This is a genomic window from Streptomyces sp. NPDC050264, assembly GCF_040655895.1.
Lineage (GTDB): Bacteria > Actinomycetota > Actinomycetes > Streptomycetales > Streptomycetaceae > Streptomyces.
Genome location: NZ_JBFAKV010000007.1, coordinates 114524 through 127477, shown reverse-complemented (window position 1 = coordinate 127477; position 12954 = coordinate 114524). Strand labels below are relative to the sequence as shown.

General features: G+C 72.7%; 13 protein-coding genes. 5 read left to right on the top strand and 8 right to left on the bottom strand.

The genetic code is table 11. The features are described from left to right. Positions 1-288 precede the first annotated feature (288 nt). From AB0J02_RS14530 to AB0J02_RS14510, 5 genes are read left to right on the top strand one after another with little or no spacing between them, the layout of a single operon-like run. Positions 289-1500, top strand: a complete 1212-nt coding sequence (locus AB0J02_RS14530; protein ID WP_363193981.1) for an ADP-ribosylglycohydrolase family protein — start codon at positions 289-291, stop codon at positions 1498-1500. Then, positions 1497-2663 (top strand): ADP-ribosylglycohydrolase family protein, encoded by a 1167-nt coding sequence (locus AB0J02_RS14525; protein ID WP_363193980.1) that lies wholly within the window; start codon positions 1497-1499, stop codon positions 2661-2663. The genes AB0J02_RS14530 and AB0J02_RS14525 overlap by 4 nt, the downstream gene beginning before the upstream one ends. Positions 2664-2671: 8 nt before the next feature. Continuing rightward, positions 2672-4018, top strand: coding sequence for an ADP-ribosylglycohydrolase family protein (locus AB0J02_RS14520; protein WP_363193979.1), 1347 nt, complete (start codon positions 2672-2674; stop codon positions 4016-4018). Next, entirely contained in the window at positions 4015-5226 is a 1212-nt protein-coding gene (locus AB0J02_RS14515; RefSeq protein WP_363193978.1) for a CoA transferase, read from the top strand. Before AB0J02_RS14520 ends, AB0J02_RS14515 begins: the two co-directional genes overlap by 4 nt. Positions 5227-5231: 5 nt before the next feature. After that, positions 5232-6071 carry a CoA ester lyase gene (locus AB0J02_RS14510; protein ID WP_363194246.1) on the top strand — a complete coding sequence of 280 codons (840 nt, stop codon included), beginning with the start codon at positions 5232-5234 and terminating at the stop codon, positions 6069-6071. A 70-nt stretch (positions 6072-6141) separates the two neighbouring features. On the opposite strand, the gene lgt is transcribed toward AB0J02_RS14510, so the two are convergent. The 8 genes from lgt to AB0J02_RS14470 form a co-directional block, all read right to left on the bottom strand. Continuing rightward, a complete protein-coding gene (gene lgt, locus AB0J02_RS14505) occupies positions 6142-7125 on the bottom strand; it encodes a prolipoprotein diacylglyceryl transferase (protein WP_363193977.1) in 984 nt (327 codons plus the stop codon). A 107-nt stretch (positions 7126-7232) separates the two neighbouring features. Beyond that, positions 7233-8006 carry a thioredoxin domain-containing protein gene (locus AB0J02_RS14500; RefSeq protein WP_363193976.1) on the bottom strand — a complete coding sequence of 258 codons (774 nt, stop codon included), beginning with the start codon at positions 8004-8006 and terminating at the stop codon, positions 7233-7235. A gap of 71 nt (positions 8007-8077) precedes the next feature. Beyond that, on the bottom strand, positions 8078-8893 hold the full coding sequence (gene trpA / locus AB0J02_RS14495; RefSeq protein ID WP_363193975.1) for a tryptophan synthase subunit alpha: 816 nt from the start codon (positions 8891-8893) through the stop codon (positions 8078-8080). Further along, the gene (gene trpB / locus AB0J02_RS14490) at positions 8890-10179 is read right to left on the bottom strand and encodes a tryptophan synthase subunit beta (RefSeq protein ID WP_363193974.1); all 1290 of its coding nucleotides are present in this window, start codon (positions 10177-10179) and stop codon (positions 8890-8892) included. The genes trpA and trpB overlap by 4 nt, the downstream gene beginning before the upstream one ends. A 261-nt stretch (positions 10180-10440) precedes the next feature. Continuing rightward, a complete protein-coding gene (gene trpC, locus AB0J02_RS14485; RefSeq protein ID WP_363193973.1) occupies positions 10441-11250 on the bottom strand; it encodes an indole-3-glycerol phosphate synthase TrpC in 810 nt (269 codons plus the stop codon). Between the two features lie 130 nt (positions 11251-11380). Continuing rightward, complete coding sequence (locus AB0J02_RS14480) at positions 11381-11818, bottom strand: DUF2752 domain-containing protein (RefSeq protein ID WP_363193972.1); 438 nt, start codon at positions 11816-11818, stop codon at positions 11381-11383. 106 nt (positions 11819-11924) lie between these two features. Beyond that, on the bottom strand, positions 11925-12176 hold the full coding sequence (locus tag AB0J02_RS14475; protein WP_363193971.1) for an HGxxPAAW family protein: 252 nt from the start codon (positions 12174-12176) through the stop codon (positions 11925-11927). A 126-nt stretch (positions 12177-12302) separates the two neighbouring features. After that, complete coding sequence (locus AB0J02_RS14470) at positions 12303-12953, bottom strand: TIGR02234 family membrane protein (RefSeq protein ID WP_363193970.1); 651 nt, start codon at positions 12951-12953, stop codon at positions 12303-12305. Position 12954 lies beyond the last annotated feature (1 nt).

Here is a 12954-nt window from a genome sequence, read left to right as displayed (position 1 = left end):
TTGCCCACTCTGCCGCCCTGGGCGGCAGAGTGCCCAAGCCGGGCGGGGCGACAGCCGATGGCGCTGCACCCGAACCGGACGCCCCACGCACTCGCGGTCGCAATGCGACGGGAGGGGAGGCGGCGGGGTGCCCCCGCAGGACACCGCGGGACCTCCGCGCCGGACGACCCGCCTACGGCGTACAAGAAACGACGAGACCGATCCGGCCGAGGAGGTACCCCGCCACGGCCCCGCCCCACGACACGACACGGCGGCACAAACCGCACCACCGAAAGGCCGGACCACCCCATGACGACCGCCCCGGCGGACACGACGTCCCGGATCGAGGGCCTCCTGCTCGGCATCGCCGCGGGAGACGCGGCAGGCTGGCCGTCGGGACGGCACCGCGCGGCCCGCCTCCCCGACTGGACCCGCCGCCTCACCCGCGAACTCGACACGTTCGCGGAGCAGAACGCCACCACGACCCTCCCCGTCCCGATCGCCCTGAACCAACCGCCCGAACCCCTGCGCCTCGGCCCGTCGGACGACGCCGAGTGGGCCGCGTTCACCGCGCTCGCCGTCCTCGACGCCTACGCCGACGGCCTGAGCGACCTCCCCCCGGACCACCGCGTCCGCTCGGCACTCGCCCTCGCCTGGAACACCCTCGCCGACGAGATCGCCGCGGCGGCGGCCCGGGCCGACGAGATCGAGTCGGCCGAGATCCCGCTCCGCGCCCGCATCTCCGTACGCGCGGGACTGGGCAACCTGGCCGCGGGGCTCCGCCCGCCGGCGACCGGCCACGACAACCCGCACTACTTCGACGACGCGGCCTGCGTACGCGCCGCGGTCCTGGCGGTCGTCCACCCGGGAGACCCCGAACGCGCCGCGGATCTGGCCGAGTTCGACGCCCGGTACACGCAGGACGGCGACGGCGTGCATGGCGCCCGTGCGATGGCGGCGGCGGTGGCGACGGCCCTCGGCGGCGCCGCGGTCGACGCCTGTGTGGACGCGGCGCTCGCCCAGCTTCCCGAAGGTACCGAGATCCACCGCAACGCGCACCGCGCGGTGGAGCTGGGCCGCACCACGGCAGCGGCGCGACCGGGTCTCCCGGGCAACGCGTTCGCCCTGGTCCCGGTGCTGGAACACGAGATCGTCGACCACGTCTACAGCTACGGCATCGCGGCGGCGGAGACGGTCCCGGTGGCACTCGCCGTGGCGACGGCGGCCGCGGGCGCGGTCATCGAGGCGGTCCCGACCACCGCCTGCCTGTCCCGCGTGGCGGATTCGGCCCCCGCCCTGGCCGGCGCGCTCACGGGGGCGATCGGCGGCGCGGACGCGCTCCCGGGGACCTGGCGCGAGGCCTGCCGCACGCTGGCGGGCTGCGCGCTTCCCCACTTGGCGGGCACCGACCTGACCGAGCTGGCCGCACGCCTGGCAGCCACGCACAAGCAGACGCACCAGCACACCCACGCGCATACGCACACCCCCACCTCACCCTCTGCGGAAGGAACTTCGGCATGAGCACCGCCCCCACCCACCCGTCCCCGTCCCTGGAGGACCGCACCACGGGCGCCCTCGTCGGCGCCGCCGTGGGCGACGCGCTCGGCGGCCCGGTAGAGGGCTGGACGCCGGAGGCGATCGCGGAGCGGCACGGCGGCCGGGTGCGCGGCATCGTGGAGCCGTTCCACAAGGACGACTGGAAGACGGCCCGCCCGATCGCCCCGTACCACAAGGGCGACGGCCACGTCACGGACGACACCTTGATGACGCATGCGCTGATCCGCGTGTACGAGAAGGTCCGCGACCACCTGGACGCGTACGCGGTGGCCGACCACCTGGTCCCGGACCTGATCACCACACCCCGCTGGATCCCGGAGCTGGAGGCGGAGGCGCTGCCCCTCCAGCGCATCTTCCTGGCCGAGAAGTGGATCGTGGCGCGTATCCACTACGGCCACATCGACCCGCGCGAGGCGGGCGTGGGCAACATCGTCAACTGCGGTGCGGCGATGTACATGGCGCCGGTGGGCGCGGTCAACGCGGGCAACCCGCTGAAGGCGTACAACGAGGCGCTGGACGTGGCGGGCGCGCACCAGAGTTCGTACGGCCGTGAGGCGGCGGGGGTCTTCGCGGCGGCGGTGGCGGCGGCGTACGCGCCGGGCGCGACGCCCACGACCGTGGTGGACGCGGCTCTGTCGCTGGCCAAGGACGGCACGAAGGCGGCGATCGAGGCGGTCTGCGAGACGGCGGCGCGCTACGACGACTTCGAGGAGGCCCTGGCCCCCCTGCGCGAAGCGGTCACTCCCTTCGACACGGTGGGCCCGGAGTACCGCAAGCCCTCGCTCGGCGCCCGCCGCCCCTCCCGCCTGCACGCGATCGAGGAACTCCCGGTCGCGCTCGGCATGTTGCTCGTCGGCGCCGGCGACTTCCGCCACACGGTGCTGGGTTCGGTCAACTACGGCCGGGACTGCGACTCGATCGCCACGATGAGCGGCGCGATCGTGGGCGCGCTGTACGGGGAGGGCGCGGTGCCCAAGGAGTGGAGCGCCGAGATCGCGCGGGCCAGCAAGCTGGACCTGCACGCCCCGGCGGCCGCCCTGGCCCGCGTCACCCGCGAGGTGCACGCGCGGGACCTGGAGCGGCGCCGCGCCCACGAGTCCGCGTTCGCGTCGATCGCGGGACTGTGAGGACCGCGATGCTGCGCCTGACCTGGGTACAGCCCGAGGACCTGCTCGGACACGAACTGCGCCAGGCGGCACAGGACGGCCGCGACGCGTCGGGCGTCGAACGGCGCTGGGTGTCGGCGGGCGGCCACCTGGCACCGGAGCGGGCGGGCGCGTCGCCCTCCCCCGGGGACCCCGCACTCCGCGACCTGGCGGCACACCTGCTGGACGAACTGGCGGCCATGCCCTCTCCTCGCGGGGCGGACGAGCCCACTGATCTCACCGCGATCAAGGCAAGCCGGCCGCACGCCGGGACCACCGCGCACCCGGCGGCGTCATACGACGCGCTGCACGCGGCATGGCTGGGGCGGGCGGCCGGCTGTCTGCTGGGCAAGCCGGTCGAGAAGCTGCCCCTCACCGGCATCCGCGCCGTCGCGAAGTCCACCGGCAACTGGCCGCTGCACACCTGGTTCACGGAGATCGGCCTGGACCCGGAGATCGCCGCCGCCTACCCCTGGAACCGTCGCAGCGCACCGACCTCACTGGCCGAGAACATCGACGGCATGCCCGAGGACGACGACCTCAACTACCCGCTCCTGCAACTGCTGTTGCTCCAGCGGCACGGCACCGGCTTCACCACGGAGGACGTGGCGAGGCTGTGGCTCGACGAGCTGCCCGCGGGCCGCACCTTCACGGCGGAGCGCATCGCGTACCGCAACCTCCTCGACGGCATCGAACCACCCGCGACCGCCTCGCACCGCAATCCGTTCCGGGAGTGGATCGGCGCGCAGATCCGCGCGGACGTCTTCGGCTGGACCAACCCGGGGGATCCGGCTCGCGCCGCCGAGCTGGCGCACCGGGACGCCGTGCTGACGCACACGGCCAACGGCGTGTACGGGGAGATGTTCACGGCGGCGGTCATCGCGGCGGCCTCGGGCGCACAGGACATCCACGAAGCGCTCCGGACGGGCCTCACGGTCGTACCACCGGGCTCGCGGTACGCGCAGGCCGTCCGCCTCGGCATGGAGCTGGCCCGCACTCACGCGGACTTCGACACCGTCGTGGACGAGCTGCACAGCACGTACGCGACCCACCACTGGGTGCACGTCCTTCCCAACGCGGCCCTGCTGGCCGCGGCGCTCACCCACGCCGACGGCGACTTCGCGGGCTCCATCTGCCGCGCGGTGTCCGGCGGCTGGGACACCGACTCCAACGGCGCGACGGCGGGTTCGATCGCGGGTCTGCTCGCCGGCCACCCCGAGGCGCTCGGCGCGAAGTGGACGGCGCCGCTGAAGAACCGCCTCGCCACGACGGTCGCCGGCTTCGACGGCATCGGCTTCGACGAACTGGCCCGGCTCACTCTGGAGGCAGGCGCATGACGAACCATCACGAGTCCACAGCGGAAGGCCCGTTGAAGGGCCTCCGGGTCCTCGACCTGGCCACCCTCTTCGCGGGCCCGCTCTGCGCCACGATGCTCGGCGACTTCGGCGCGGAGGTCGTCAAGGTCGAGCATCCCCGCAAGCCCGATCCGTCCCGGGGCCACGGCCCGTCCAAGGACGGCATCGGCCTGTGGTGGAAACTCCTGGGCCGCAACAAGAAGAACCTCACGCTCGACCTCTCCTCCTCCGGCGGCCGCGAGGTGCTCCTCGATCTGGTCGCCGAGTCGGACGTCGTCATCGAGAACTTCCGCCCCGGCACCCTGGAGAAGTGGCACCTCGGCTGGGACGAGCTGAGCGCCGCCAACCCGCGCCTGGTCCTGGCCCGTGTCACCGGCTTCGGCCAGTTCGGCCCGTACGCGCACCGCCCCGGTTTCGGCACGCTCGCGGAAGCGATGAGCGGTTTCGCGGCGATCACGGGCCAGCCGGACGGCCCACCCACTCTTCCCCCCTTCGGCCTCGCCGACTCGATCGCCGCGCTCGCCACCTCGTACGCCGTGATGGCGGCGCTGCGCGGCCGGGACGTCACGGGCCGCGGGCAGATCGTCGACATGGCGATCATCGAGCCGATGCTGGCGATCCTCGGCCCGCAGGCCACCTGGTACGACCAGCTCGGCTACGTCCAGCCGCGCACCGGCAACCGCTCCACGAACAACGCGCCCCGCAACACGTACCGCACGGGCGACGACAAGTGGGTCGCGGTGTCGACGTCCGCCCAGTCGATCGCGGAGCGCGTGATGCGTCTGGTCGGCCGGCCGGAGTACATCGACGAGGAGTGGTTCGCGACGGGCTCGGGCCGCGCCGGGCACGCGGACGAACTCGACGCGGCGGTCGGCGGCTGGATCGCGGCCCACACCCGCGACGAGGTGGTGGCGGCCTTCGAGGAGGCGCAGGCGGCGATCGCCCCGATCTACGACGTCCGCGACGTCATGCGGGACGAGCAGTACAAGGCCCTGAACACCATCACCGAACTGCCCGACCCGGACCTCGGCACGGTCAAGATGCAGAACGTCCTCTTCCGCCTCTCCGAGACGCCGGGCGCCATCAAGTGGGCGGGCCGCCCGCACGGCGCGGACACGGACGAGATCCTCGGCGGCCTCGGCCTCTCGGAGGCGGACATCGCCGCACTGCGGGAGGCTGGTGCGGTATGAGCGGCATGAACAGCGTGCACCTGACCTGGCTGTACGTCCCCGGGGACCGGCCCGACGTGGTCGCGAAGGCGCTCGGCTCGGGCGCCGACGTGGTCCTGGTCGACCTGGAGGACGCGGTCGCCCCCAGCCGCAAGGCGTACGCGCTCGACGCGACCGCGGAGCTGCTCGCCGACAAGCACAAGGTGCCGGTGCACGTCCGGGTGAACGCGCTCGACGGTCCGCTCGCCGAGCGGGAGGTACGCCGCCTCACCCCGCTGCCCGGCCTGGACGCGCTGCGTTTGCCGAAGGTGGACGACGAGGCGGACCTGGCCCGGGTCGCCGACTGGGCCGGCCGCATGCCGGAAGTACCGCCGCTGTACGCCCTGTTGGAGTCCGCGCTGGGCGTCGAGCACGCCTATGACATCGCGTCCCACCCCGCCGTGCACGGCATCGCGCTCGGTGAGGCGGATCTCCGGGCCGACCTCGGCGTCACGGACGCGGGCGGTCTGGCGTGGGTGCGCGGCCGCGCGGTGGTGGCGGCCCGCGCCGCCCAGCTGCCGCCGCCGCCCCAGTCGGTCCACCCGGACATCCGCGACATGGAGGGCCTGGCCCGCTCCTGCGCCGAGGGCCGCGCGCTCGGCTTCTTCGGCCGCACCGCGATCCACCCGCGCCAGCTCCCGGTGATCGAGGAGGCGTTCCGCCCGACGGAGGCGGAGGTGGCCGCGGCCCACGACATCGTCCGGGCGGCGGCCACGGATGCCGGCGCCCTGGCTCTCCCGGACGGCCGCTTCGTCGACGCGGCGGTGGTGGCGGGGGCCCAGCGCATCTTGGCGCTGGCCGAGCGCCCGCGCCGGGTCGCTCACTGACGCCCCGCTCACGCCGGAGGGCGCCGAACCATCCGGTCCGGCGCCCTCATCGACGTACAGCCATCAACCCTCAGGTCTTCTTGGCCCCAGCCTCATCCTTGGCCTCGGCCTCAACATCGGCATCGGCATCGGCATCGGCGGACTTGTCCAGCGTCACAGCATCCGCGTCACCGGAACCGTCGGCCGAGCTGTCACCCGAGGTGTCCTCCGAGCTGTCATCGGCATCGCCGGAGGCAACCGCACGCGGTTCGACGATCTCCTCGCGACCCGGCCGCACCTTCGCCGAGATCACCAGGTAGACGACGGCGAGGACGAAGACGAAGAGCGCCGTCCAGTTGTTCAGGCGCAGGCCGAGGATGTGGTGCGCGTCGTCCACGCGCATGTACTCGATCCAGAACCGGCCCACGCAGTACGACGCCACGTACAGCGCGAACGCCCGCCCGTGCCCGAGCTTGAACTTACGGTCCGCCCAGATGACGAGCAGCGCGACGCCGACGCACCACAGGGACTCGTACAGGAACGTCGGGTGGTAGGTGCCGGGCACCCGCCCGTCCGTGTCCGACGTGATCTTCAGCGCCCACGGCACATCGGTGGCCCGGCCGTACAGCTCCTGGTTGAACCAGTTGCCCCAGCGGCCGATGGCCTGCGCGAAGGCGATGCCGGGCGCGAGGGCGTCGGCCCAGGCCGGGAGCGGGATGCCCCGGCGGCGGCAGCCGATCCAGGCACCGACGGCGCCGAGCGCGATGGCGCCCCAGATGCCGAGGCCGCCCTCCCAGATCTTGAAGGCGTCCACCCAGTCGCGGCCCTCGCTGAAGTACAGCTCGTAGTCCGTGATCACGTGATAGAGGCGCCCGCCGACCAGGCCGAACGGCACTGCCCAGACCGCGATGTCGGCGACCGTGCCGGCCTGCCCGCCGCGGGCGATCCAGCGCCTGTTGCCGAGCCAGACGGCCACGAAGACGCCGATGATGATGCAGAACGCGTAGCCGCGCAGCGGGATGGGTCCGAGGTGGACCACGCCCTGCGACGGACTGGGAATGTAGGCAAGTTCCATGGCAGGGTCGACGCTACCGTGCCGGGCCGCGGACTCGTCCGGCAGCCCGGCTACGTCTCCATAACAAGGCCGGCCGCACGGCGTGCTGCGGGGCCTGCTCGCCGTGCCTACTTGTCGGCGTCCTGCACCATCTGCTTGAGCTTCGCCGGGGTCATGGTCTGGTCGTTCATGATGTTCTTGCCGTTGAGCAGCACCGTCGGGGTGCCGCTGTGGCCCGCGTCCTGGAACGCCTTGTAGGACTTCTGGATCCAGCCGTCGTGCTTGCCGTCGTTCACACAGGACTTGAAGGAGTCGGTGACGAGCCCGTCGACCTTCCCGGCCAGGTCGATCAGCTTGCCGTTGTCCGCGAAGGTGTCGTCGGTCTCCTTCGGCTGGTTCTCGTACAACACGTCGTGGTACTCGGTGAACTTGCCCGCGTCCTGCGCGCACGCCGCCGCGTTGCCCGCGTGCAGGGAGCCGCTGCCGCCCATGTTCGAGTCGATCAGCGTGACGGTGTGGTACTCGGCCTTCAGCTGTCCGGCGTCGGTCAGCTCATGGATCGTCGAGCGGAACCCGTCCTCGAAGGACTTGCAGGCGGGGCAGCGGAAGTCCTCCCACACCGTGAGCGTCGACTTGGCGCTGTCCTTGCCGACGGGGATCGCCAGATCGTCCTTGCCCGCGGCTCCCTTCGGCGCGGCCGCGGAGCCGGACGTGGAGCCGGAGCTGTCGTCACCGGAATTCGCGGCGACCACCCCGATCACGGCGGCCAGGCCGAGCACGCAGACGACGGCGGCGCCCACGATCAACGTTCGGCGCCGCTTCTCCGCGGCTCTCTGCTTCTCGCGCTCCTCGGCCAGCCGGTCCCGGGCCGCGCGCTTTCCCTCTCGGTTCTTCTCGCTCACACCCGCGCCAACGAACCGGGGAGGCACGAGCGTGCCTCCCCGGCCCACTTCCACCCATATGGGTGATGTGGCTATGCGTTGCCCCGTACGCCCGCGGCGAGTTCGGCGGCGAGCTCCCGGACCGCCGCGAGACCGGCGGTCTCGTCGTCGGCGTCCAGCATCCGCTTCACGAACGCCGAGCCGACGATGACGCCGTCGGCGAAGGTGGCGACCTCCTTGGCCTGCCGGGCGTCGGAGACGCCGAGGCCGACACAGACCGGCAGGTCCGTGGTGGCCTTGGTGCGGCGCACGAGGTCCTGGGCCTGGTTGCCGACGGACTCGCGGGTGCCGGTGACGCCCATCAGCGAGGCCGCGTAGACGAAGCCCGAACCGGCCGCCGTGATGGTGGCGAGGCGCTCGTCCTTGCTGCTGGGCGCGACGACGAAGACGGTCCCGAGACCGTGCTTCTCCGCGTGCTCGCGCCAGGTCGCCGACTCCTGCACCGGCAGGTCGGGCAGAATGCAGCCGGCGCCGCCCGCCTCGGCGAGTTCGGCGGTGAACCGCTCGATGCCGTAGCGGTCGATGGGGTTCCAGTACGTCATGACGAGGACCGGCTTGCCGGTGGCCTCGTGGGTCTCGCGCACCGTGCGCATGACGTCCTTGATCTTCACGCCACCGCGCAGCGCGATGTCGTCGGCGGTCTGGATGACCGGCCCGTCGAGCACCGGGTCGGAGTGCGGCAGGCCCACCTCGACCACGTCGGCGCCGCCGTCGAAGGCGGCCTTGATGGCCTCGATGCCGCCGTCGACCGTCGGGAACCCGGCGGGCAGGTAGGCGATGAGGGCGGAGCGGCCCTCGGCCTTCGCCGCCGTCAGGGTGTCGGACAGCAGTTGGATGTTCCCGCTCACTTGGCGTCCCCCTCGATCTCGGCGGTGTCGGCGGCGTCGGCCGCGACTTCGGCGTCGGCACCCTCGTCGTACAGACCGAAGTACCGGGCGGCGGTGTCCATGTCCTTGTCGCCGCGTCCGGACAGGTTGATGATGATCAGCCCGTCCTTGCCGAGCTCCTTGCCGACCTCCAGCGCGCCGGCGAGGGCGTGCGCGGACTCGATGGCCGGGATGATGCCCTCGGTGCGCGACAGCAGGCGCAGGGCCTGCATGGCGGCGTCGTCGGTCACGGCGCGGTACTCGCCGCGGCCGCTGTCCTTGAGGTAGGCGTGCTCGGGGCCGATGCCCGGGTAGTCCAGGCCGGCCGAGATCGAGTACGGCTCGGTGATCTGGCCCTCGTCGTCCTGGAGGACGTAGGAGCGGGAGCCGTGCAGGATGCCCGGCTCGCCCGCGGTCAGGGTCGCCGCGTGCTCGCCCGTCTCGACGCCGTGGCCCGCGGGCTCGCAGCCGATGAGGCGGACGTCCGCGTCCGGGATGAAGGCGTGGAAGAGGCCGATGGCGTTGGAGCCGCCGCCGACGCAGGCGATCGCCGCGTCGGGCAGGCGGCCCGCGCGCTCCAGGATCTGGCGACGGGCCTCGACGCCGATGACACGGTGGAAGTCGCGGACCATCGCCGGGAACGGGTGCGGGCCGGCGACCGTGCCGAAGAGGTAGTGCGTGCGGTCGACGTTGGCGACCCAGTCGCGGAACGCCTCGTTGATGGCGTCCTTGAGGGTGCGGCTGCCGGACTTCACGGCGATGACCTCGGCGCCCAGCATGCGCATGCGGGCCACGTTCAGGGCCTGGCGCTCGGTGTCGATCTCGCCCATGTAGATGGTGCATTCGAGGCCGAAGAGCGCGCAGGCCGTGGCCGTCGCGACGCCGTGCTGGCCCGCGCCGGTCTCGGCGATGACGCGGGTCTTGCCCATGCGCCTGGTGAGCAGGGCTTGACCGAGCACGTTGTTGATCTTGTGCGAGCCGGTGTGGTTGAGGTCCTCGCGCTTGAGGAAGACGCGGGCGCCGCCGGCGTGCTCGGCGAACCGCGGCACCTCGGTGAGGCTGCTGGGGCGGCCCGTGTAGTGCACGAGGAGGTCGTCGAGCTCGCGGGCGAACTCGGGGTCGTTCTTGGCCTTGTCGTATTCGACGGCGACCTCGTCGACGGCGGCGACCAGCGCCTCCGGGATGAACTTGCCGCCGAACGCGCCGAAGTACCCCTCGGCGCTGGGGATCTGACCCTCGGGGTCGGGAATGAAGTACTCGCTGGGCATGCGGAAACCTCACGGTGGGATCGGTTGAGGAACTCATCGCCGTGGGGGCACAGGTAGTTACATGGCGGCAGACCGTACGTGGTCGCTCGAACCGTTGCCCGCGCCCCTAACGGGGCGCCGGCCATCGCATGCCGTTCACTTGGCCCGGCTCGTCGCCGATGACGTAGCGGACCCGCCGGCCGTGCACGCGCCGCGCGGGCGCCCGGCAGCCGCGCGGGCGGCAACCGGGGGCGAGACGCGCGGCGATGGGCATGGTCCGGGTCAGCCCCGTCCGTGCCGCAGCGCGGGGTGCGCGCCGGCGGCGACCAGGTCGGAGACGGCGGAGCGCGGGTCGCGGCCGGTCACCAGGGACTCGCCCACGAGGACGGCGTCCGCGCCGGCGTTGGCGTACGCGATCAGGTCGTGCGGGCCGCGCACGCCGGACTCGGCGACCTTGACGATGTGGTCCGGGATGTCCGGGGCGACGCGCTCGAAGGTGCCGCGGTCGACCGTGAGGTCCTTGAGGTTGCGGGTGTTGATGCCGATGATCTTGGCGCCCGCGTCGACGGCCCGCTCCACCTCGTCCTCGTCGTGCGCCTCGACGAGCGGCGTGAGACCGATGGACTCGGCGCGCTCGATGAGGGACTCCAGGGCGGGCTGGTCCAGGGCGGCCACGATCAGCAGGGCGAGGTCGGCGCCGTACGCGCGGGCCTCCCACAGCTGGTACGAGGTGACGATGAAGTCCTTGCGCAGGACCGGGATGTCCACCTTGGCGCGGACCGCTTCGAGGTCGGCGAGGGAGCCGCCGAAGCGCCGCTGCTCGGTGAGGACGGAGATGACGGCCGCGCCGCCCGCCTCGTAGTCGGCGGCGAGGGCCGCCGGGTCGGCGATCGCGGCGAGCGCGCCCTTGGAGGGGCTGGACCGCTTGACCTCGCAGATGACCTTGACACCGTCGCCGCGCAGGGCGGCGACCCCGTCCTTGGCCGCGGGAGCCTTCGCCGCGCGCTCCTTGAGCTCGTCGAGGCTGACCCGCGCCTGCCGTTCCGCCAGATCGGCACGGACTCCGTCGATGATCTCGTCGAGCACACTCACGCGAGCGGACTTCCCTTCTTGCGGTTCGGTTCCCTGAGCAACCGAGTGGTCACTGCGATGGTATCCGGAGGAGGGCGAAGGCTCCGCATCCGGTTCTCCGCGGTCCCACTACCTGGACAAACGTTGTTGATCAAGGGTGCAGGAAGCCACCGAGGGGCAGGTTCCGGACAACAGTGAACGCCAGCACGACCGCTCCGAGCGCCCAGAGGTGCGCGCGCCCGAGACCGAGACCGAGCGGCCGCCCGCGGGCCGCCCGCGCCGCCCACACCACCCATACGACCGCGAACACGGCGTAACCGGCCACGGCCAGGGCGTTGGCTCCCAGCGCGCCGCTCAGGTCGCCGTGCACGAGCGCGTGGGCGCTGCGCAGGCCGCCACAGCCTGGGCAGTAGACGCCGGTGGCCCGCAGGAGCGGGCAGGCGGGGTAGTGGCCCGCCTCGTTCGGGTCGACCGCGCCGACGTAGGCGAAGGCCGCGGCGACGCCGCCGAGGATCCCCAGCGGGACGGCGATCCGGCGCAACGGGCCGGGGCGGGCGGCATGGGCGGTGTGGGTCGGGTCGACGGTCACCCGAGGATTCTCCCCCGGTCTCCCGCCCTCCGCCCCTCCGGCGCGCGCGAAGGGGCGGGGCGGCGAATTTCTCGCCGCCCCGCCCCTGTCACGTACCGAGAAGGTGTCAGGCCTCCGAGCCCGCGGTGTGCCCGGTCGTCCTGGCGGGCAGCTTCAGCTCGGCGCGCTTCGGCTTGCCGAGGCCGGCCGCGCTCATCGCGCCGCCGACGATCGGGGCGATCACGAGCAGCGCCATGCCGACCCAGAAGCCGACCGGCTGCACCATCACCATGAAGGCGCCCGCGACGATGAACCCGATGAAGGCGATGATGACACCGGTCCAGGCGGCCGGGGTGTGTCCGTGGCTGCTGTCCGCCATGGCTTGCTCCTCGTTGCTTATGGCCTGTGCGGCCGTGCCCGCTGCTCGCTCGGGGCGAGAGGGCGTACCGCGTTGAGTCGTACGTGTTCATTGTCCCGCACGCGCGTGTACGGAACGAACCCGGGGTCAGGCGGTGCCTGTCGGGTCCTCGCCGCGGTCGAGGGCCTTCCACAGTTCATCGGGGCGGTCCGGGTCGACGGCCTTCTGCCTGCGGGGGCGGGGGGCGCCGTCGCGCTCGTAGCGGCCGCCCATGGAGGGCCAGGCCGCGCCGTAGACGACGGCGAGGATCCCGGCGATCAGCAGGAGGGCGCCGCCGCCGGCCGCGACGTAGGGCCAGGCGGTGTGGCTGAGGGCGTCGATGGTGGACGACGCGTCGCCGGATGCGGAGGCGGCCTTCTCGTCGAGCGCGGAGCTGTCGTCGGCCCCGAGCATGGCGGCGGCGACGGCGCCCGCGCCGCTGAGCGCGAGCAGCGCGGCGACCAGGACGCGGCCCGCCCGGCGCACCGCGAACACGGCGACGAGGGCGGCGAGCCCCACGATGGCGAGGGCGGCGGGGACGCCGGTGACGTCGCTGCCCTTGGCGGTCAGCGGCAGCTTGCCGCCCGCGACGGCGGCGACGCCCGAGCACCACTCCTGCCGAGAGGCGAGCAGCGCGACCGCGGCGCCCGCGGCACCGAAGAGCAGGGCGACGCCGAGACTGCGCCGGCCGTTCTTGCTCGGCCCGGCGGTCTCGGCGGCTTCGGTTCGGGGGTGCGGTACGGCAGTCACGTACTCCACT

Bases quoted from the DNA above. Each gene is read 5' to 3' on its own strand.
- trpB (WP_363193974.1), bottom strand. From the start codon at position 10,179: ATGCCCAGCGAGTACTTCATTCCCGACCCCGAGGGTCAGATCCCCAGC.
- lgt (WP_363193977.1), bottom strand. From the start codon at position 7,125: ATGGAACTTGCCTACATTCCCAGTCCGTCGCAGGGCGTGGTCCACCTC.
- AB0J02_RS14530 (WP_363193981.1), top strand. From the start codon at position 289: ATGACGACCGCCCCGGCGGACACGACGTCCCGGATCGAGGGCCTCCTG.
- AB0J02_RS14475 (WP_363193971.1), bottom strand. From the start codon at position 12,176: ATGGCGGACAGCAGCCACGGACACACCCCGGCCGCCTGGACCGGTGTC.
- AB0J02_RS14525 (WP_363193980.1), top strand. From the start codon at position 1,497: ATGAGCACCGCCCCCACCCACCCGTCCCCGTCCCTGGAGGACCGCACC.
- AB0J02_RS14520 (WP_363193979.1), top strand. From the start codon at position 2,672: ATGCTGCGCCTGACCTGGGTACAGCCCGAGGACCTGCTCGGACACGAA.
- AB0J02_RS14510 (WP_363194246.1), top strand. From the start codon at position 5,232: ATGAACAGCGTGCACCTGACCTGGCTGTACGTCCCCGGGGACCGGCCC.
- AB0J02_RS14515 (WP_363193978.1), top strand. From the start codon at position 4,015: ATGACGAACCATCACGAGTCCACAGCGGAAGGCCCGTTGAAGGGCCTC.